The organism is Serratia sp. CY31944, from assembly GCF_052169175.1.
In the GTDB taxonomy this organism is placed as follows: domain Bacteria; phylum Pseudomonadota; class Gammaproteobacteria; order Enterobacterales; family Enterobacteriaceae; genus Serratia; species Serratia sarumanii.
Genome location: NZ_JBJNLG010000009.1, coordinates 144,382 through 163,367 on the forward strand (window position 1 = coordinate 144,382; position 18,986 = coordinate 163,367).

Here is an 18,986-nt window from a genome sequence, read left to right on the forward strand (position 1 = left end):
TGGCGCCTTCCCTCGGCACTCTGAATGAGAACGATAATCCCTTAAGAAAAAAGAATAGACACATTTTCGCCGAGTACAGAATTTTCTTAGATAAAGTACGACTATGCATTTGCGCCATACGAATGATTTTCAAGGTAATCATCAGCATTATCACGATAAGCGGAAAAAAAGCATAAAAAAACCGGGGCAATCCAACCCCGGCTATCCATAAGAAACCCTGGACTCAGACTAACCAACCGAGCAGCAGCGTCGCGCCGATGACCGTGGAAGCGCCGCCGATGCGCGTGGCGATTTGGGCGAACGGCATCAGCCCCATGCGGTTCGATGCCGACAGGATCGCCACGTCACCGGTGCCGCCCAGGCCGCTGTGGCAACAGGTGACGATCGCCGCTTCCACCGGGAACATCTTCAGGTAAGGCGCAATCAGGAAACTGACCAGCCCCATCGACAGCACCACCGAACCGCAGACCACCACATAACCGACCGAGAACACCGCCACCACGCTTTCCAGCGGCACGTACAGCATGCCCAGACCGATCATCAGCGGCCACACCAGCGCGGTGGAGACGAACTTGTAGAAACTGTGCGCGCCGGTTTCCATCGAGGCCGGGATCACCCGGCAGTATTTGCACAGCACCGCGAACAGGATCATCAGCACCGGGCCGGGAATATGCACGATGTGTTCAAACAGGCCGCCGACGATAAAGAAGGCGCAGATCACCAGCAACCCGCCGCCCATCAGTTGGAAATCGACGTTGCCGTTTTGCTCCTTGATGGCGAACATCGCGTTCTCCTGCGCCGAGCGGATCAGCATGCCGTCGCCGCTCAGCGCCTTGCGCTGCATGCCGATGCGCGCCAGCACCCCGGCGGTCACGATGGCGAAGATGTTGCCCAGCACCGCCGCCGGCGCCAGCTGCGCGACGTAGACGTCCGGCGTCGAGCCCAGGATCGCCGAATAGGCCAGCGACAGCGGTAAAATCCCCTCGCCGATGCCGCCGCCGATGATCGGCACGATGATGAAGAAGAAGGTGTGATAGAAGGTAAAACCGAACAGCTTGCCCACCAGCAGCCCGGTGATCACCGCCGTCACCGTACCGACCACCAAGGGCACGAACATGCGAATCATCCCCTGAATCAGGATCACACGGTTCATGCCGAGAATGCTGCCGACCACCAGACTGGCGATGACGAAATAGAGCAGGTTGGCGTCTTTCATCAGTAGATGAACGGTGCCCATGACGTTAGGCTGGAAGACATTGAAATAGACCAACACCGACGGCACCATCAAACACAGAATGGCCGGCCCGCCGATATCGCGCAGCACGGGAATGCTTTTTCCCAACTGCGCCAGCGCAAAGCCCAGCGTCATTATCACCGCCAGGCCGCCGATCATATTCTTCGGCAGGAAGTTGGCGTAGGCGGAAATCGCCACGATCGCGCAAATCGTGATAAACAACGCGATCGGTACCGCACCGATATCTATTTGACGAAGTTGATTAATTAACCCTGAGGATTCGGACGATGCCGCATTTTTATCACAGGCCAGTTCTGCATTTATCTGTTTCATTATTCACCCTGCTGACAAGCGTACAGTATGGTTAGATTCACCTGGCGCAACAGTCCTGCCATAGCCAAGCAAAAACAAATGATTACGAAAAATCCTATTGTGGATTTCGCTTTTTCTAATAAGAAATAAAACAGTGGACAGCCCTGACGATATGATAAAAAATAAAAATGCAAAACTAAATTACGCCGGCGAAATTCAATATTGTGACCCTCCGCCAAGGTTGGTTTTAATTAATTATCGTCAGCATTTTGTAATTAAAGTAAGCAGGCTTAAATTCGCTGCTATGCTATAGGAGGGCGAAAAATCCCCCTGTTTTATTAATAAAGAACCGGAAACGCATTAGCTGAATCCGGTCAGCTTGATCCGAACCTTAATCCTGCGCGCGGCACCGCACGGGAAAGAGGCATAATATGACTCATAAGGAAGTAGAATATGTCTTCACGCGCTGTTACCCCACAAACCCTCGCTCGCTACGGCATCCATCAGGCCGCCGACATCGTCTATAACCCCAGCTATGAATTGCTGTTCGCCGAAGAGACCCGCGCCGACCTGCCGCCGCTGGAACGCGGCACCCTCACCCAACTCGGCGCGGTCAACGTCGCGACCGGTGAGTTCACCGGCCGTTCGCCGAAGGACAAATACATCGTGCGCGACGACACCACGCGCGATACCGTCTGGTGGTCGGACAACGGCACCGGCAAAAATGACAACCAGCCGCTCTCCCCGGAAGTCTGGCAGCATCTGAAGACGCTGGTGGGCAACCAGCTCTCCGGCAAGCGTCTGTTCGTGGTGGACGCGTTCTGCGGCGCCAACGCCGACACGCGCCTGAAAGTGCGCTTCATCACCGAGGTGGCCTGGCAGGCGCACTTCGTGAAAAACATGTTTATTCGCCCGAGCGACGCCGAACTGGCGGACTTCGAGCCGGACTTCGTGGTGCTGAACGGCGCCAAATGCACCAACCCGGACTGGCAGCAGCAAGGGCTGCATTCGGAGAACTTCGTCGCCTTCAACCTGACGGAACGCATGCAGCTGATCGGCGGCACCTGGTACGGCGGCGAGATGAAGAAAGGCCTGTTCTCGATCATGAACTATCTGCTGCCGCTGAAGGGCATCGCCTCGATGCACTGCTCGGCCAACGTCGGCGAGCAAGGCGACGTGGCGGTGTTCTTCGGCCTGTCCGGCACCGGCAAAACCACCCTCTCCACCGATCCGAAGCGCCAGCTGATCGGCGATGACGAGCACGGCTGGGACGACGACGGCGTGTTCAACTTCGAAGGCGGCTGCTACGCCAAGACCATCAAGCTGTCGCCGCAGGCGGAGCCGGAAATCTATCAGGCGATCCGCCGCGATGCGCTGCTGGAAAACGTCACCGTGCTGGCCGACGGCAGCATCGACTTCGACGACGCCAGCAAGACCGAGAACACCCGCGTTTCCTATCCGATTTATCACATCGAGAACATCGTCAAACCGGTGTCCAAAGCCGGCCATGCGCGCAAGATCATCTTCCTGACCGCCGACGCCTTCGGCGTACTGCCGCCGGTATCGCGCCTGACGCCGGAGCAGACCCAGTACCATTTCCTGTCCGGCTTCACCGCCAAGCTGGCCGGCACCGAGCGCGGCATCACCGCGCCGACGCCGACCTTCTCCGCCTGCTTCGGCGCTGCGTTCCTGACGCTGCACCCGACGCAGTATGCCGAAGTGCTGGTGAAACGCATGGAGGCCGCCGGCGCCCAGGCTTACCTGGTCAACACCGGCTGGAACGGCAGCGGCAAACGTATTTCGATCAAGGATACGCGCGGCATTATCGACGCCATTCTGAATGGCGACATTGAGCAGGCCGAGACCTTCACGCTGCCGATCTTCGGGCTGGAGGTGCCGACCGCGCTGCCGGGCGTCGATCCGTCGATCCTCGATCCGCGCAAAACCTACGCCGACGAGTCGCTGTGGCAGGAGAAAGCGCAGGATTTGGCGCAGCGCTTTATCGATAACTTCGCCAAATATACCGTCACCCCGGCGGGTGAAAAACTGGTGAACGCCGGGCCTAAACGGTAACGCAGGGGTTTATGCCAAGCTGTCTCAGGGCCGAATTTTCGGCCCTTTTTTGTTTTCACTCTTCCGCCATCCCCTGCGTTCGCCGATGTTTGCCCCGAATGGTGGCGTATCGACGGCAGGCGCTGAACGCCTCACAGTTCCCGCTAAAATCAATTGATTGTTTTGTCGTATAAATTTAGAACTGACGAACAATAATTCAAAAGTATGGGAACGGGGATGAATCAACAGACTCTCGACGCGCGCCGCTCGCGTCAGGCGTTGCTGGCCGGCTCGGTCGGCAACTTTATCGAATGGTATGAGTTCGGGGTGTACGGGTTCCTGGCCACCGTTATCGCCGCCAATTTTTTCACGCTGCAGGGTGAAAACGAAATCACCAGCCTGATCCTCACCTACGCCGCCTTCGCGCTGGCGTTTTTCTGTCGGCCGATCGGCGCGGTGATCTTCGGCCGCATCGGCGATCGCATCGGCCGTCGCCCGACGCTGATTGCGGTTCTGCTGTTGATGACGCTGGCCACCGCGCTGATCGGCGTCATGCCAACCTATGCCTCGATCGGCGTCGCCGCCCCGCTGCTGCTGACGCTGCTGCGCATGTTTCAGGGGCTGTTCGCCGGCGGCGAATTCGGCGGCGCCGTGTCGCTGATGACCGAGTTCGCCCCGAAGGGCAAGCGTGGGCTGTTCGGCGCCTGGCAGTCGCTGACCGTCGCGCTCGGCCTGCTGGCCGGCGCTGGGCTGGTGGCGCTGCTGGCCGCGCTGCTCAGCGTGCAGCAGCTGCATGACTGGGGCTGGCGCATTCCCTTCCTGCTGGCGCTGCCGATGGGCGCCGTGGCGCTGTGGCTGCGGCTAAAGCTCGAGGAAACGCCCACGTTCACCCAGGCGCAGCAACATGCGGAACACGCCGCCGCGCCGACGGAAGCGAAGCTGGGCGGCGTGGTGAAAACCATTCTGATCGGCATCGGCCGCATGATGGGCTGGTCGGCCGCCGGCTATACCTTCCTGGTGGTGATGCCTTCCTATTTGCAAACTTCATTGCACGCCACCTTCCAGCAGGCGCTGGTGGCGACGGTGCTGGCCAACGTCGGCTTCGCCCTGACCATTCTGCCGGCGGGCATCATCAGCGACAAACTGGGGCGTAAAACGGTGATGCTGACGGCAGTGGCGGCGGTGATCCTGTTCACCTTCCCGCTGCTGCACCTGTTGCAGGATGCGCAGAGTTCACTGTGGGCCAAAGGGCTGGCGGTCATGATCGCCGGCGCCGTGGTCGGCCTGCTGGCCGGCCCCGGCCCGGCGATGCTGGCGGAGATGTTCCCGACCCGGGTGCGCTATACCGGCTTGGGGCTGGCTTACTCGTTGTCCAATGCGGTGTTTTCCGGCTCGGCCGGGCTGATTATCACCGGCCTCATCAAACAGACCGGAAATATCGACATTCCCGCCTATTACGTGGTCGCCACTTCGGTGGTCAGCCTGTTTGCGCTGATGACGCTGCGCCGCGACGACCATCTGCGCTCGCTGAACGAACGTTAATCCTCCGGGGGCATATCGCCCCCTTGCCAACTCGTGACCCCGATCACAACGCCAAAATGTTAACGTTAACTTTTGTGATTAACATCGCACGCGTGATATCTGCTGGCTTCATCCCTTTGCGAGTTAACGTTAACAATAGAGCTAACTTCACTCACCGGGGCCCTACCCATGAACCGCGAAACTAAAAAATATTACGTGCTGCTCAGCGGCCTGCTGTTCTTCTTTTTCTTCACCTGGTCTTCCAGCTTTTCGCTGATCTCGCTGTGGCTGAATCAGAAGATCGGCCTGAAAGGCGCCGAGACCGGCCTGATCTTCTCCGCTATCTCGTTGGTGGCGCTGTGCGCCCAGCCGCTGTACGGGTTTATTCAGGACAAACTTGGGCTGCGCAAGCACCTGCTGCAGTTTCTCGGCGTGATGCTGCTGCTGACCGGCCCGTTCTTTATCTACGTTTACGCCCCGCTGCTGGCCAGCAGCCTGCCGCTCGGCGCGCTGGTCGGCGGGGTATTTATCGGCGCCACCTTCTTCGCCGGCATCGGCGCGCTGGAATCTTATACCGAGCGAGTCAGCCGCATCAGCGGTTTCGAATTCGGCCGCGCCCGCATGTGGGGATCGCTCGGCTGGGCCAGCGCCACCTTTTTGGCCGGTTTTATCTTCAATATCGATCCGAACATCAATTTCTGGCTGGCCTCCGCCGCCGCCGTGGTGTTCCTGTTGCTGCTCAGCCAGGTGCGCGAGCTGAAGCCGAACGCCATGGCCGGCCTGGCGTTCGGCAAACCGGAAAATCTGCGGCTGCAGGATGCGCTGGCGCTGCTGCGTATGCCGGGCTTCTGGGCGCTGGTGGTGTTTGTGCTCGGTATCAGCGTGTACAACGTTTTCGATCAGCAATTTTCGGTCTACTTCGCCTCGCAGTTCGCTTCACGCGAACAGGGCAACGAGATGTACGGCTTCCTCAACTCGCTGCAGGTCTTCCTCGAAGCCGGCGGCATGTTCCTGGCACCGCTGCTGGTGAACCGCATCGGCGCCAAACAGGGGTTGTTGCTGGCCGGTGGCGTGATGGCGCTGCGCATGTTCGGCTCCGGCTTGGTCAGTGGCGCATTGATGATCTCCGCCATGAAACTGCTGCACGCCGTAGAGTTGCCGATCCTGCTGATCGCTATCTTCAAATACATCGCCAGCCGCTTCGACAGTCGCCTCTCCTCAACGCTTTACCTGGTGGGCTTTCAGTTCATCACCCAGGTGATGGCCAGCTTCCTGTCGCCGCTGGCGGGCTACGGTTATGACCGCATCGGCTTTGCCGACACCTATCTGCTGATGGGGTGCGCGGTCGCCGCCACGACGCTTGTCTCCTGTTTCCTGCTGCGCGGCGAACGTTCCTCCGGCGCAACCCCCTTTCAATCCGCCATTAAATCAAGCGAGTCTATCCAATGAACACTGCCTTAGCTCAAGCCGACCATGCGGTCGAAGCCCTGCGCGCAGAGCGCCGAGACGAATACTACCCGCAGTTCCATCTCGCGCCGCCCGCCGGCTGGATCAACGATCCCAATGGCCTGATCTGTATTGACGGCGTCTATCATGCCTTCTTCCAGCATCACCCCTACAGCGAACACTGGGGGCCCATGCATTGGGGGCACGCGACCAGCCGCGATCTGATCCGCTGGCAGCACCAGCCCATCGCCCTGGCGCCCGATGCGCCCTATGACAAAGACGGTTGTTTTTCCGGCTGCGCCGTGGATGACAACGGCGTGCTGACGCTGATTTACACCGGCCACGTGTGGCTGGGCGAGCCCGGCGACGACAGCCAGGTGCGGGAAGTGCAATGTCTGGCCACCAGCGAAGATGGCATACGCTTCGTCAAGCACGGGCCGGTGCTGGCCCCGCCGGACGGCATTCAGCATTTCCGCGATCCGAAAGTCTGGCGCGAGAACGGCGAATGGTGGCTGGTGGTCGGCGCCAAAGAAAACGGTCTCGGCCAGGTGCGCCTGTACCGTTCTGCAGATCTGCGCGCCTGGCGCTTCGATCGGGTGCTGGCCGGCGCGCTGGCGGCGCATCAAGGGTATATGTGGGAATGCCCGGATTTCTTCCCGCTGGGGGAACAACACCTGTTGCTATTTTCGCCGCAGGGGCTGGCGGCACAGGGCTACCGCTACCGCAATCGCTTCCAGAGCGGCTATCTGCTCGGCCACTGGCGGCCGGACGGCGACTTCAGGGTGACGCAGCCCTTCTGCGAGCTGGATGCCGGGCACGATTTCTATGCGCCGCAAACCTTCACCGCCGCCGACGGCCGTCGGCTGCTGTTTGCCTGGATGGATATGTGGGAATCACCGATGCCCAGCAAAGCGCACCGTTGGGCCGGCGCCCTCACCCTGCCGCGCGAGCTGACGCTGGCCGCCGACGGCAGCGTCCGCATGAACCCAGCGCGTGAACTGGCGGCGCTGCGCCGAGCGTCGCACTCGTTTTTGGCGCAGACGCTGACCAATCAACATCTGCCGCTGGCGGACGACGTGCAGGAACTCACCCTGACGTTGAGACCGGCCGACAACGACGCCGAGCGTTACGGGCTGGCCATCGGGAATGCGGCGCGCCTGTTCGTCGACAATCAGGCGCACCGGCTGGTGCTGGAACGTTTTCATGACAACCCCGCCCTGTGCACCTGCCGCAGCGTGCCGCTGCCGGAAGGTGACACCCTGTCACTACGTCTCTTCATTGACCGCTCATCGCTGGAGATCTTCGTCAATCAGGGCCAGGCCTGCCTGACCAGCCGCATCTATCCGACGGCGGGCGAGCGCCACCTCAGCCTGTTCGCCGCAGGCGGCCGGGCACAGTTCGAGCCCATCACGGGATGGCGGTTGGCAAGCATCTGGGGATAATGGGAATGAGCACCGGGCGCGCAGCGACGCACCCGGTGCGCTTACAGCGAACCCCGCTCCAACAGCGGGCAAGGCACTTTCACCGTCTCACGCTGCTCCCGCTGCTCAATCACATGCAGCGCCGCAAGGCGGCCCAGCTCGTAATGCGGCAGCTGCACCGTCGTCAATGCCGGCAGGAACAGCTCGCCGGTGCCGACCATATTGTCGTAGCCCAGCACCGCCACCTGTTGCGGTATCCGCCATCCTTGCGCCAGCAATACCTGATACACCAGAAAGGCTATCCGATCGTTCCCGCACACCACGACATCGCAATCGCGCCGTCCTGCAGAGAAATGCCGCTCCAGCAGCGCGACGCAGTCGCGATAGCTTTGATCGCCGCCGCTCAGATCGAGATGATACTGCCGCAGCTGTTCAACATCGCGCCCCGCTTCGCGCCAGGCGCGTTCCAGACCGCGGCGGCGCAGGCCCGCCGCCAGCGTATCCGCCGGTAAATGAATGCACAGTGGCGCGCGATAGCCTTTGGCGATCAGCGTGCGCGTGGCCTCATACTGCCCTTGCTCGTCATCAGGAATGTAGCTGGCGATCGAATGCGCCGGGCTGACGCAGTTGGCCAGCACCAGCTTTTTGTCCAGCAGTTTGGCCGGCAATGTCACCTCGCGCAGCCCCATCGTGGTGAAGATCACCCCATCCGGACGATGCGCCAGCAGCAGATCGACGGTCTGTTCGGCGTTGTCGTCGGCAAACAGGTTGACGACGAAGCTGTTCCAGCCTCGCTCGCGCGCGGTTTTCTCAATCGACAGGATCATTTCCACCGAGAACGGCGTCGTGGCGGTGTCCAGCGCCAGCACCCCGAGCGTCTGCACGCGATTTCCGTCACCGCGAATACGCCGCGCCGACAGATCCGGCACGTAGTCCAACTGGTCGATAGCCTGTTTGACGCGGCGGTAGGTTTCCGGCCGCAGCTTGCCGGGTTCATTGATGGCGCGGGACACCGTCATCAACGAGACTCCGGCAAGTTTTGCGACGTCTTTCAGCGAAGCCATGCGCCCTTCTTTATGATTAATGGGGAAAAGTGAATAATCCCATAACCGGGCGCAGGACTCTACTCTGCGTTAGCAGGCTGTGATGTTCGCCCACAGGAGAGCGCCGTCGGCCGTCAGCGGCGCCACTTCGCCGCCCGCCGCCTGCGCCGCCCACCAGACGCCCTCGCGCGCCCGCAGTTCGCCGCCCCCCGGCAGCGACCAGACCCCGCTCAGCACATACAGCACGCCCGCCCGGTTGGGTGGCAAGGTGACGGGCGCCGTGCTGCGCCGCACCTCGGCCGCCTGCCGGCCGCGGCGCGTCATGATGTTGAAATCCTGGCTGGCGCCGCCCAGCAGCGTCGCTTCCAGCGCCACGTCGCCGGAGAAAGCGAACGGCTCCCCGACGCACGCCAATTGATGGTCGATATGCCCGGCGCTGAACAGCCGCACGCCGTCGCCTTCCAGCAGCGTGATCGAACGATCCATGCCTGCAAAGGCGGAAAACGGCCCGTCCTGTGCGATGGTGGCGATGCTGGCGCGCCAGTCAAAATCCTGCGCGCCCGGCGGCCAGCTGACGATTTCACGGGTTTCCCCACCGCCGTTGCGCCACGGGCTGACCGGCAGCGCGGCGAAGCTAAAACGGGTCAGGCTCATTACGCCTCCTGCTGAAAGGTTTTCAACACCTGCAGGAACTCGGCGCTGCTCTGCTGCTGCAGCGCGTGCCGCCCCTGCTCGATCACCTGCCGGCCGCCGACGAACACGTCGCGAATTTGCTCTTTGCCGCCGGCGAACAGCCAGCGGTTGAGGATCGAGGCATCCGGCGCCGCCGCCAGATACGGATCGTCGCCGTCCAGCACCAGCCAGTCGGCGCGATAGCCGCTCTGCAACCGGCCGATCGGCGCGCCGCACGCCTGCGCGCCGCCCTGCAGCGCCTGCAGGTACAGCACATCGCCCACCGCCGACTGTTCCGGCGTCGTCAGACGGTTGCGGCGCTGATCGCGCAGCCGCTGGCCGTATTCAAACCAGCGCAGCTCTTCCACCACGTTGAGCGAAACGTGGCTGTCGGAACCGATGCCCCAGCGCCCCTGCTGCTGCAGGTAAGCGTCGCCGGGGAAGATGCCGTCGCCGAGGTTGGCTTCGGTGGTCAGGCACAGCCCGGCCACCGCGCGGCTGCGCGCCAGCGCTTCCAGCTCGTCGCGATCCAGATGGGTGGCATGCACCAGGCACCAACGCTGATCGACCGGCAAATGGTCATACAGCCAGGCCACCGGGCTCTGCCCGCTCCACGCCAGGCAGTCGTTCACCTCTTTTTGCTGCTCGGCGATGTGAATATGCACCGGCAAAGTGCGATCCGACGCGGCCAAAATCTGCTGCATCTGACCCAGCTCCACCGCACGCAGCGAATGGAAGCACAGCCCCTGATTCTGCAACGGACGATCCACCAGCTGGCGGGCAATCACCTGCTGCTGGTGCAGATAGCTTTCGGTATCCTGGATAAAACGTTTCTGCCCCGGCTGCGCCGGCTGCGCGCCGAAACCGGCGTAGCTGTACAGCACCGGCAGCATCGTCATGCCGATGCCGGCCTGATGCGCGGCCTCGCTGAGGCGGCCGGTCATCTCACCGCGATCGGCGTAAGGCTTGCCGTCGGCGTCGTGATGCAGATAATGGAATTCGGCCACCTGGGTGTATCCGCCCTTGAGCATTTCGATATACAGTTGACGGGCGACTACCTCCACCTGCTCCGGCGTCAGGCGCTGCACCAGGCGGTACATCAGATCGCGCCAGGTCCAGAAGCTGTCCTGCGGGTTGCCCGCCACTTCCGCCAGCCCGGCCATCGCGCGCTGGAAAGCGTGGGAGTGCAGGTTCGGCATGCCCGGCACCGCGTCGCCGTGCAGCCGGGTGCAGCCTTGCGGCTCAGCGTCGGCGGTAACTTGAGTCAGATAACCTTGCGCATCGACGTCCAGCCGGACGTTATGCGCCCAGCCCTCAGGGAGCAAAGCGCGTGGGGCAAAATAAGCAGGCATGGCAGTATTCCACTGTTGGTGTAACGGCGAATGAGGCGCGGCGATGGCGCGCCTTCGGGAATTTTTGGCGGCCGCCGGCAAGTTTCTGGCGCGACGGCCACTAGTTGTATATACATATACATACGCCGACATCAACAGTAAACTGGTGTTATTATTTTTTTATTTGACGAGGTTAACGTCGTGGCTGAACAACAGACCGTGTTACAACTGGCGGCTGCAATGAGCGATGCCCCCGCCCCGATCTACCAACGGGTCAAACAGGCGATCGTGAATCAAATCCGTGCGGGGCATTGGCAACCGCACCAGCGCGTGCCCTCCGAAAGTGAACTGGTGGCGGAACTGGGCGTCAGCCGCATGACCATCAACCGCGCGCTGCGCGAGCTGACCAGCGAAGGCTTTTTGATCCGCATGCAGGGCGTCGGCACCTTCGTCGCCGAAGCCAAGGCACATACCGCGCTGCTGGAAGTGCACAACATCGCCGATGAGATCGCCGCGCGCGGTCATCGCCACAGCAGCAAAATCCTCGAGCTGAAGGCCCGTGCGGCCAGCGAGGAAGAAGCGACGGCGCTGGGCATTCAGCCCGGCCAACGGCTGTTCTACTCGCAGATCGTGCATTACGAGAACGATGTGCCGGTGCAGGTGGAAGACCGCTGCGTCAACCCGCTGGTGGCGCCGGACTACCTGAAGCAGGATTTCGATCGCGTCACGCCTTACACCTACCTGACGCAGGCCGCGCCGCTGACCGCCGGCGAACACATCGTCGAAGCGGTGATCCCCACCCGGCGCGAGCGCGAGCTGCTGCAGCTGGAGGACCACGAACCCGGCCTGCTGATCCATCGCCGCACCTGGTCCGGCAAAACCGTAGTGACCTCGGCCCGGCTGCTGTACCCCGGCAGCCGTTATCAACTGTTCGGCCGCTTCACCAGCGAAGTCTGATCCCCGGCGGGCGCGCCCTGCGCCCGCATCTCCGCTGTCGATCACATCCTGATAACAAAATTTCGCCCGCCTCTTGTGACATCCCGATGAATGCGTTAGGTTGTTTTTAATTGTATATACAACCATGTGGGAGCTGCGGCTCCGGCGGAGGAAAGCAATGACGTCTGAGATTCACTGTGACAGCCTGTGGCACGGCGCCGATATCGTCACCATGCGCGACGGCAAGTATCACACCCTGACCGACGGCGCGATCGCCGTGCGCGACGGCAAGATCGTCTGGATTGGCGAACATGCGGCGCTGCCGTCCGGCCTGATCGCGGACGAAACGGTGAAATTCGACGGCGGCATCATCACCCCCGGTTTTGTTGACTGCCACACGCACCTGGTGTTCGGCGGCAATCGCAGCGGCGAGTTCGAACAGCGGCTGAACGGCGTGAGCTACGCCGAGATCGCCGCGCAGGGCGGCGGCATCATTTCCACGGTGAAAGCCACCCGCGCGGCCGACGAAGCGCTGCTGCTGGAGCAGGCGCTGTTCCGCCTGCGGCCGCTGCTGGCGGAAGGCGTCACCTGCGTGGAGATCAAATCCGGTTACGGCCTCAGCCCGGAAAGCGAACTGAAGATGCTGCGGGTGGCGCGCAAGTTGGGCGAGCTGTTGCCGGTCGAGGTGAAAACCACCTGTCTGGCGGCCCATGCGCTGCCGCCGGAATACGCCAACCGCGCCGACGACTACATCAATCTGGTCTGCGACACCATCATCCCGCAGGCGGCGGCAGCCGGCCTGGCGGATGCGGTTGACGCCTTCTGCGAACATCTGGCGTTCTCGCCGGCGCAGGTGGAGCGGGTCTTCGCCGCCGCCGAAGCCGCCGGTTTGCCGGTCAAGCTGCACGCCGAGCAGCTCTCCGCCCTCGGCGGCAGCACGCTGGCGGCGCGCCATCACGCGCTTTCCGCCGACCATCTCGAATACGCCACCGAACAAGATGCCCGCGCCATGGGCGACGCCGGCACCGTGGCGGTGCTGCTGCCCGGCGCCTATTACCTGCTGCGCGAAACCCAGTGCCCGCCGGTGGAGCTGTTCCGCAAGCACCAGGTGGCGATGGCGATCGCCAGCGACGCCAACCCCGGCACCTCGCCGGCGCTGTCGCTGCGCCTGATGATCAACATGGCCTGCACGCTGTTCCGCCTGACGCCGGAAGAAGCGTTGGCGGGCGTCACCACCCACGCCGCCAAAGCGCTGGGGCTGCAACACAGCCACGGCACGCTGGAAACCGGCAAGGTGGCGGACTTCGTTCACTGGCCGCTGTCGCGGCCGGCGGAACTGGCTTATTGGTTGGGCGGTCAGCTGCCCTGTACGGTGATTTTCCGAGGAGAAGTACGTCAATGACCATTCGCGATCCTTTTAGCTTCCAGACCGGCAGCCTGCCGCTGCTGATCAGCATTCCGCACGCCGGCACGCAACTGACGCCGGCGGTCGAGGCCGGGCTGACCGACGACGCCCGCCCGCTGCCCGATACCGACTGGCACATACCACAGCTGTACGACTTCGCCCGGGCGATGGGCGCCAGCGTGCTGGTCGGCAACTATTCGCGCTTCGTCATCGATCTGAACCGCCCGGCGGACGACAAGCCGCTGTACACTACCGCCACCACCGGTCTGTATCCCGACGTGCTGTTCGACGGCCGCCCAAGCTTCCTGCCGGGCAAAGCGCCGACGGACGCAGAGCGCGCCGGCTATCTGCAGCAAATTTGGCAACCTTATCATCAGCAACTGCAAGACGAACTGGCGCGCCTCAAAGCGCGGCACGGCTATGCGCTGCTGTTCGACGCGCACTCCATCGCCTCGGTGATCCCGCGGCTGTTCGAGGGCAAGCTGCCGGATCTCAATCTCGGCACCAACGGCGGCGAAAGCTGCGCCCAGGCGCTGAGCGATCGGCTGGTCGCCTGCTGCGAGCAGCAACAGCAGTACACCCACGTGCTGAACGGCCGCTTCAAGGGCGGTTACATCACCCGCGCCTACGGCCAGCCACAACAGCAACAGCATGCGATCCAGCTTGAGCTGGCGCAGGTGAACTACATGTCCGAACAGTATCCTTACGCGTTCGAACCGCAGCGCGCCGCCTCGCTGCAGCGCCTGCTCAAGCAGATGATTGAAGGCCTGTTGGACGGCGCCGCCAGACTGAACTGATCCCCTCTGCAGGCGCCGCCGGGCGCCTGTTTCTCCCCCTGCCTTTAACCGCAACGTCAGCCGCGTTCTGCGCGCCATATCAAAGTTTCGCGTGATTCCCCACCGACTGGTCTAAACAGCGCACAAAACAGCGGCCGACGAAAAACGCACTGCGCCACAATCAGCCGAAAAGCCCGCGCTCCTCGTCAGCGCCGGGCGGCGTGTGGCCGAGCTGGCCCGTTTCGAACCATCACTCTGGAGGCCCTATGTCTGTAACACCGTTAAACTGGCGCGCTGCCGGCGCCCTCGCCGAACAATTGCTGGCCGGCTGGCAACGGCGTGGCGAACCCGGCGGCGCCATCACCCTGTTTGACGCCGAACAACTCCGCGCCACCGCCTGCGCCGGCCTGGCCGATCTGGCGCAGAATACCCCCTTCACCGCCGACAGCGTGGTGCGCTACGCCTCAGTGACCAAGCACATCTTTGCCGCGCTGGCGCTGAACGCCACCGGCAGCGCCATTCGGCTCGAACAGCGCCTGGGCGAACTGCTGCCCGCCCTGCAGCCTGCGCTGGCAGACGTCACCGTCGGCCAGGCGCTGGACATGACCGGCGGCCTGCCCGACGTGCGCGAGACGCTCGGCCTGCTCGGCATCTCGCTGCATGCCGTCAGCGAGGCGCAGCCGGTGATGCAGTTTGTCGAGGGGCTGGAAAGATTGAACTACGAAGCCGGCAGCGAGGTCGCCTACAGCAATACCGGCTATCGGCTGCTGGAGGCCGCACTGCGCAGCAAGGGGTATGATTTCGACCAGTTGGTGCAACAGCACATCGCCCGGCCGCTGCAGGTGCAGATGCGGGCGCCGGAAAGCTGGTTCGACGTGGTGCCGGGGTTGGTGCCGGGTTACTGGCGAGCGTCGCAGGGCTGGCAACACGCCAGCGCCGGCCTGCACCTTTCCGCCTCCGGCAGCCTGACCGGCAGCCTCCACGCCCTCACCCGCTGGCTGCAAACGCTGCTGGCCGACGAGGGCCCGGGCCAGGGCGTGCTGGCGCAACTCGGCGCCCCGCGCCGCCTCAATCAGGGCCAGCTCAGCACCTATGGCCTGGGGCTGGCGCAAACCCCGCTGGGCCGCCGCCGCTTGCTCGGCCACGGCGGTTCCCACGCCGGTTACAAAACCTATTTCCTGCTGGCGCCCGATCGCCAGGCCGGCGTCGCGCTGGTGGCCAACCGCGAAGACTGCGACAGTTTCGGTATGGCTTTGCAGGTGATGGCGGCGCTGCTTGGCGAACCGCTGCCGCAGCGCAGCATGGCGATCCCCGACGGCCTTTACGCCACGCCGGCAGAGCCGCACTGGCTGGAGGTCAAAAATGGCAATCTGGCCTATCTTGGCAGCGATGAACCGCTGTATCAGGGCGAAGACGGCTACGCGGTGTCGCTGTCCGCCCATATGCCAATCAAATTGAAGTGGACCGGCGAAGCGGTCGAGGGCGAGGTCGGGCATGTGGCGCGCCGTTTCCTGCCGGTCACGGCCAACGGCGACTGCCTGAAGCATGTGCAGGGGCTGTGGTATCACCCGCACTATCGCACCGCCTTTGAAATTCGCGGCGATCGGGTGCATATCGGCGTCGGCCCGGCGGCGCAGACCGGGACGCTCAGCCCGCTCGGCCAGGGCCGCATGCTGGTGGAGTGCCAGGACGGCCCGTGGTTAAAACGCTTTTGCCTCTATTTCCGCGGTTACAACGTGGATCTCATCGCCAACCGCAGCCGGATGCTGACCTTCCGCCGCAGCACCGTCGGCCGCGACTGACGCTCAGCGTGCGCTGCCGGTTTTGACCGCCAGCAGCGCATCCGCCAGCCGCCGTTTGTCGGCGGCGCTGAGATTCACCTGATCCACGGACGCCATAAACGCCGCCCGATCCGCCTCGCCGAGCGGGCCGGCGCGCAGCCGCTCCGCCAGCCGTTGCAATATCTGGCTGCTCAGCTGTGCGATCTGCGGGCGCACCTGCGCCAACGGCCGCGGCTGCCAGCCGGGTTCCGGGTTCGCCAGCCAGTCGGCGCGATAGCGGTACTGAATCGCCTTGGCGGCGTCCATCTGCGCGGCGATAAAAGGCCGCACCGACGCCGGCTCCAACCCCAAACGCCCCGCCTCCGCCTGCGCGCTGGCCAACACCTTCGCCTCCTGCGCCAGGTCTTCGATCGGCAAATGCCGCTGCGCCTTGTAACCGGCGACGTCCTTCATCAACGACAGCCGTTGGTTCACCAGCTCGCCGATGGCGGCGGCGCCCTCTGCCAACGCGGGAAAACTGGTCAAACAGCAGGCTATCAATAACGCCCTGAACATGGCGCCTCCCTTATGATGCAGTGAAAACGTAAGGCCCAAAGTTCACCACGTCCGCCCCGCGCTGGCAAATAAAAAGGCCCCGCCGCAGCGAGGCCCGATAACGCTCGACAAACCTTAGTCGAAAACGCCGTTGATCACAGAGGCGACAATTGCGGTGCTGAGCGCGACCAGCACCAGATCGTCGCCGGCGATACGCCACTCATAACCCGGGTACTGCGGCAGATCACGCAGCATCGAGTAAGGCACCACTTTTTTGGCGATGCCCGGCGGCAGCGGTTTACCGCGCGCCAGATTCTTGGCGATGCCCGGTGGCAGCGCGCTGTAGCCGGTCAGGCCGTAGTTGCGCGCCAGCGAACGGGCGCGGTCGCGCGAGAGGCTGACGGAAACCAGATTATCGTCGTTTCTATAGCCGCCTTTATCTTTATTGCCTTTGTTGCCGTTGTTGCCGTTGTTGCCATGGTTACCGCTATTACCGTGATTGCCGCTGTTGCCATGGCCATTACCGTTGCCGTTACCATTGCCGCCTTTGTCAGCCAGGGCCGGGGCGGATGACAACCCCAGCGACGCAATCAGCGCCAACACCGTGAGGGTCGTACGACGTTTGTTCATGCTGTGTATTCCTGCGTGGGGGACTCTGTTGACTATAGCGGGTCTTTTCCGGACGAAGTATAAGGAAAACTCCGAGATAACAAGTGCAGTTTGACAGCAGTCGCGCCAATAGCTTGTTTCAACGCAACACGCCTCGAGAATTCCGAAACTTACCTCAGATTTTTCTTGAAGAAAAATAAGCCTTACGCTAGCGTGGGAGGGTAACAAAAAAGAGTTAGCGTGCTCTTTTTCGTCGCACCTCAAATCTTATTCTTATCATCCATAATGATAATAGCGAACACTTCCCGCCTCTCCGTGCGGGATTCTTTTTCCCGCCGCTGTCGCCCCAATCTGGTGCTTTATGTTGAGATTTGGTTGCCAATAATTTACATTCGCTGTCTGAGAAACCTCAACCTCCCGCGGTGGCCAGGCTGGCAACGGGTGGGCGTTCAGGAGCAAAAGACGTGCAAATGACCCTCATGGAATACATCACTCGGCACTTTAACGGCGATCTTCATCGTTACGCGCAGTCGGAAGGCGTCAGCCGTGAACAAATCATTAGTTGGATAAATAATGAATGTCACGTGATCAAAGGCAGGCTGTTTATGCCGGTGAAGCATCTCCCGGTTGAACAAGCCCAGTGATGACAAAAAAAACCCCGCCAAGCGGGGTTTTCTGTTTCTGATAACACGGAAAATCAGAAGTTATAGCCGACCACGAGGTAATAACCCCAGCCGGTAGACTTGATTGGGCCCTGCGGGGTGCCGATATCCGCGCCATCCTGCCACTGGCCGCCGTTATGGAAGTAACGCGCCACGAAAGAATAGTGCCAGTGATCGTAGTTCAGCGCCAAAATGTGGCTGGAGGCGATCGAGTTGCTGGTGCGCACCTGTTTGCCGGTGCCGTCAACCCAATGGCTGTCCTTGCCCAGATCGGAACCGAAGTCGAAGTTGGTGAAGCCGATGTAGCTCAGGTTGCCGCCCCACACCTGGGTCAGCGGCACGAAGTATTTCACCTTGAAGCGGTAACCGTCCCAGCTGTTCTCGTTGGCGGCCTGGTAGTTTTCCCACTGGTATTTGGCATAGATGTTCATCGACAGGCTCATCGGCAGGCCGGTGTCGATATCGGTGCCCAGACCCATGTACCAGGTGTTCTGACGGCCGTCGGCGTTGTGGCCCAGATCATAGATGTAGTTGTTGGCGAAGTACCACTCTTTGAACGGACCGAAGCTCAGATCGGTGCCGGTCAGCTTGTCGATGGAGAAGCGCGGTTCAATCTCCATAAACAGCGGGGAACCTTTGTCCCAGATGCCGCGATCCGGGGTATTGCCCACGCCGAAGAACTTCGGCACGTCAACGTAACCGTAGAAATCGAACCAGTCTTTCTTGGCGAAGGCTTCGTATTCGAGATACACGTCGTTATTCAGCTGCGGCCCGAAGCGAGTGTGGTAGCTGCCCACCACGTTGACGCTCTGGTGCCACCAGTCGGAGACATATTGACTGTCTTTGCTATCAGCCATTGATGATGCACTGTAAGACGCTGCGAACAGTACACCTGCTGCGAGAGCTATTTTTTTCATTTTATTACCACATGCTTAAAGGGCCATTTCCTGCCCGTTTAGAAAAGATGACAATGAGTCTGCCGACACCTGGCGTTGTCTTCACACAGAAACTCGGATGACGCGCGCATTATAGAAACCACTGACTGTAAGAATCTGTGATCCAGTTACGCATTTCGCGAATAGGTAATCGATTGCGTTCACATTTGTCAAATTATGTTTCATGCAAATTCACATTCGCTGTGATTTTTGTCATGCACATCGATTTTTAGCGCAGTTTTTGAGCCAAATGTCATCAGGGTGTCACCTGCCCACCATTGAGCCGCGGCAAAGAAAAAGCCGACGTATAAACGTC

General features: G+C 61.6%; 16 protein-coding genes. 9 read left to right on the top strand and 7 right to left on the bottom strand.

The features are described from left to right. Positions 1-223: 223 nt before the first annotated feature. A complete protein-coding gene (locus ACJ8IN_RS11690) occupies positions 224-1,567 on the bottom strand; it encodes a 2-hydroxycarboxylate transporter family protein (RefSeq protein WP_308325682.1) in 1,344 nt (447 codons plus the stop codon). Positions 1,568-1,999: 432 nt separating this feature from the next. Here ACJ8IN_RS11690 and pckA point away from each other — a divergent pair, with 432 nt between their 5' ends. The 4 genes from pckA (at position 2,000) to ACJ8IN_RS11710 (ending at position 8,007) form a co-directional block, all read left to right on the top strand. After that, on the top strand, positions 2,000-3,619 hold the full coding sequence (gene pckA / locus ACJ8IN_RS11695; RefSeq protein WP_033646339.1) for a phosphoenolpyruvate carboxykinase (ATP): 1,620 nt from the start codon (positions 2,000-2,002) through the stop codon (positions 3,617-3,619). 216 nt (positions 3,620-3,835) lie between these two features. Further along, on the top strand, positions 3,836-5,140 hold the full coding sequence (locus ACJ8IN_RS11700) for an MFS transporter (protein WP_180548469.1): 1,305 nt from the start codon (positions 3,836-3,838) through the stop codon (positions 5,138-5,140). Between the two features lie 168 nt (positions 5,141-5,308). After that, the gene (locus tag ACJ8IN_RS11705; RefSeq protein WP_308325681.1) at positions 5,309-6,568 is read left to right on the top strand and encodes an MFS transporter; all 1,260 of its coding nucleotides are present in this window, start codon (positions 5,309-5,311) and stop codon (positions 6,566-6,568) included. Beyond that, complete coding sequence (locus tag ACJ8IN_RS11710) at positions 6,565-8,007, top strand: glycoside hydrolase family 32 protein (RefSeq protein ID WP_308325680.1); 1,443 nt, start codon at positions 6,565-6,567, stop codon at positions 8,005-8,007. Before ACJ8IN_RS11705 ends, ACJ8IN_RS11710 begins: the two co-directional genes overlap by 4 nt. 41 nt (positions 8,008-8,048) lie before the next feature. Here the strand turns inward: ACJ8IN_RS11710 and ACJ8IN_RS11715 are convergent, their stop codons facing one another. The 3 genes from ACJ8IN_RS11715 to ACJ8IN_RS11725 all read right to left on the bottom strand — a co-directional run bounded on the left by ACJ8IN_RS11715 (position 8,049) and on the right by ACJ8IN_RS11725 (position 11,053). Further along, the gene (locus ACJ8IN_RS11715) at positions 8,049-9,050 is read right to left on the bottom strand and encodes a LacI family DNA-binding transcriptional regulator (protein WP_234553126.1); all 1,002 of its coding nucleotides are present in this window, start codon (positions 9,048-9,050) and stop codon (positions 8,049-8,051) included. Between the two features lie 69 nt (positions 9,051-9,119). Beyond that, on the bottom strand, positions 9,120-9,683 hold the full coding sequence (locus tag ACJ8IN_RS11720) for a HutD/Ves family protein (protein WP_060438752.1): 564 nt from the start codon (positions 9,681-9,683) through the stop codon (positions 9,120-9,122). Further along, the gene (locus ACJ8IN_RS11725; protein WP_197838856.1) at positions 9,683-11,053 is read right to left on the bottom strand and encodes a formimidoylglutamate deiminase; all 1,371 of its coding nucleotides are present in this window, start codon (positions 11,051-11,053) and stop codon (positions 9,683-9,685) included. Before ACJ8IN_RS11725 ends, ACJ8IN_RS11720 begins: the two co-directional genes overlap by 1 nt. A 180-nt stretch (positions 11,054-11,233) precedes the next feature. Between ACJ8IN_RS11725 and hutC the strand changes: the two genes are divergently transcribed. The 4 genes from hutC to ACJ8IN_RS11745 all read left to right on the top strand — a co-directional run bounded on the left by hutC (position 11,234) and on the right by ACJ8IN_RS11745 (position 15,951). Then, on the top strand, positions 11,234-11,989 hold the full coding sequence (hutC, locus tag ACJ8IN_RS11730) for a histidine utilization repressor (protein ID WP_033646346.1): 756 nt from the start codon (positions 11,234-11,236) through the stop codon (positions 11,987-11,989). 157 nt (positions 11,990-12,146) lie between these two features. Further along, positions 12,147-13,370: an imidazolonepropionase gene (gene hutI / locus ACJ8IN_RS11735; RefSeq protein ID WP_033646347.1), complete on the top strand. Its 1,224-nt coding sequence runs from the start codon at positions 12,147-12,149 to the stop codon at positions 13,368-13,370. Continuing rightward, positions 13,367-14,170, top strand: coding sequence for an N-formylglutamate deformylase (gene hutG / locus ACJ8IN_RS11740; RefSeq protein ID WP_047567892.1), 804 nt, complete (start codon positions 13,367-13,369; stop codon positions 14,168-14,170). The genes hutI and hutG overlap by 4 nt, the downstream gene beginning before the upstream one ends. Positions 14,171-14,415: 245 nt before the next feature. Then, on the top strand, positions 14,416-15,951 hold the full coding sequence (locus ACJ8IN_RS11745; protein WP_060424252.1) for a serine hydrolase domain-containing protein: 1,536 nt from the start codon (positions 14,416-14,418) through the stop codon (positions 15,949-15,951). Positions 15,952-15,954: 3 nt separating this feature from the next. On the opposite strand, the gene ACJ8IN_RS11750 is transcribed toward ACJ8IN_RS11745, so the two are convergent. Beyond that, positions 15,955-16,485 carry a chorismate mutase gene (locus ACJ8IN_RS11750; protein ID WP_047567895.1) on the bottom strand — a complete coding sequence of 177 codons (531 nt, stop codon included), beginning with the start codon at positions 16,483-16,485 and terminating at the stop codon, positions 15,955-15,957. Between the two features lie 114 nt (positions 16,486-16,599). After that, positions 16,600-17,094: an anti-virulence regulator CigR family protein gene (locus ACJ8IN_RS11755; RefSeq protein ID WP_060424250.1), complete on the bottom strand. Its 495-nt coding sequence runs from the start codon at positions 17,092-17,094 to the stop codon at positions 16,600-16,602. Between the two features lie 443 nt (positions 17,095-17,537). On the opposite strand from ACJ8IN_RS11755, the gene ACJ8IN_RS11760 reads away from it, so the two are divergent. Beyond that, positions 17,538-17,717, top strand: coding sequence for a hypothetical protein (locus tag ACJ8IN_RS11760; RefSeq protein WP_025160261.1), 180 nt, complete (start codon positions 17,538-17,540; stop codon positions 17,715-17,717). A 53-nt stretch (positions 17,718-17,770) separates the two neighbouring features. Here the strand turns inward: ACJ8IN_RS11760 and ACJ8IN_RS11765 are convergent, their stop codons facing one another. Beyond that, positions 17,771-18,652, bottom strand: a complete 882-nt coding sequence (locus ACJ8IN_RS11765) for a nucleoside-specific channel-forming protein Tsx (protein WP_060424248.1) — start codon at positions 18,650-18,652, stop codon at positions 17,771-17,773. Positions 18,653-18,986: the final 334 nt, after the last annotated feature.

Coding starts and splice junctions, on each gene's coding strand:
- ACJ8IN_RS11755 (WP_060424250.1), bottom strand. CDS start 17,094: ATGAACAAACGTCGTACGACCCTCACGGTGTTGGCGCTGATTGCGTCG.
- ACJ8IN_RS11750 (WP_047567895.1), bottom strand. CDS start 16,485: ATGTTCAGGGCGTTATTGATAGCCTGCTGTTTGACCAGTTTTCCCGCG.
- hutG (WP_047567892.1), top strand. CDS start 13,367: ATGACCATTCGCGATCCTTTTAGCTTCCAGACCGGCAGCCTGCCGCTG.
- ACJ8IN_RS11690 (WP_308325682.1), bottom strand. CDS start 1,567: ATGAAACAGATAAATGCAGAACTGGCCTGTGATAAAAATGCGGCATCG.
- ACJ8IN_RS11715 (WP_234553126.1), bottom strand. CDS start 9,050: ATGGCTTCGCTGAAAGACGTCGCAAAACTTGCCGGAGTCTCGTTGATG.
- ACJ8IN_RS11765 (WP_060424248.1), bottom strand. CDS start 18,652: ATGAAAAAAATAGCTCTCGCAGCAGGTGTACTGTTCGCAGCGTCTTAC.
- pckA (WP_033646339.1), top strand. CDS start 2,000: ATGTCTTCACGCGCTGTTACCCCACAAACCCTCGCTCGCTACGGCATC.
- hutI (WP_033646347.1), top strand. CDS start 12,147: ATGACGTCTGAGATTCACTGTGACAGCCTGTGGCACGGCGCCGATATC.
- ACJ8IN_RS11710 (WP_308325680.1), top strand. CDS start 6,565: ATGAACACTGCCTTAGCTCAAGCCGACCATGCGGTCGAAGCCCTGCGC.
- ACJ8IN_RS11705 (WP_308325681.1), top strand. CDS start 5,309: ATGAACCGCGAAACTAAAAAATATTACGTGCTGCTCAGCGGCCTGCTG.
- ACJ8IN_RS11725 (WP_197838856.1), bottom strand. CDS start 11,053: ATGCCTGCTTATTTTGCCCCACGCGCTTTGCTCCCTGAGGGCTGGGCG.
- ACJ8IN_RS11700 (WP_180548469.1), top strand. CDS start 3,836: ATGAATCAACAGACTCTCGACGCGCGCCGCTCGCGTCAGGCGTTGCTG.
- ACJ8IN_RS11720 (WP_060438752.1), bottom strand. CDS start 9,683: ATGAGCCTGACCCGTTTTAGCTTCGCCGCGCTGCCGGTCAGCCCGTGG.
- ACJ8IN_RS11745 (WP_060424252.1), top strand. CDS start 14,416: ATGTCTGTAACACCGTTAAACTGGCGCGCTGCCGGCGCCCTCGCCGAA.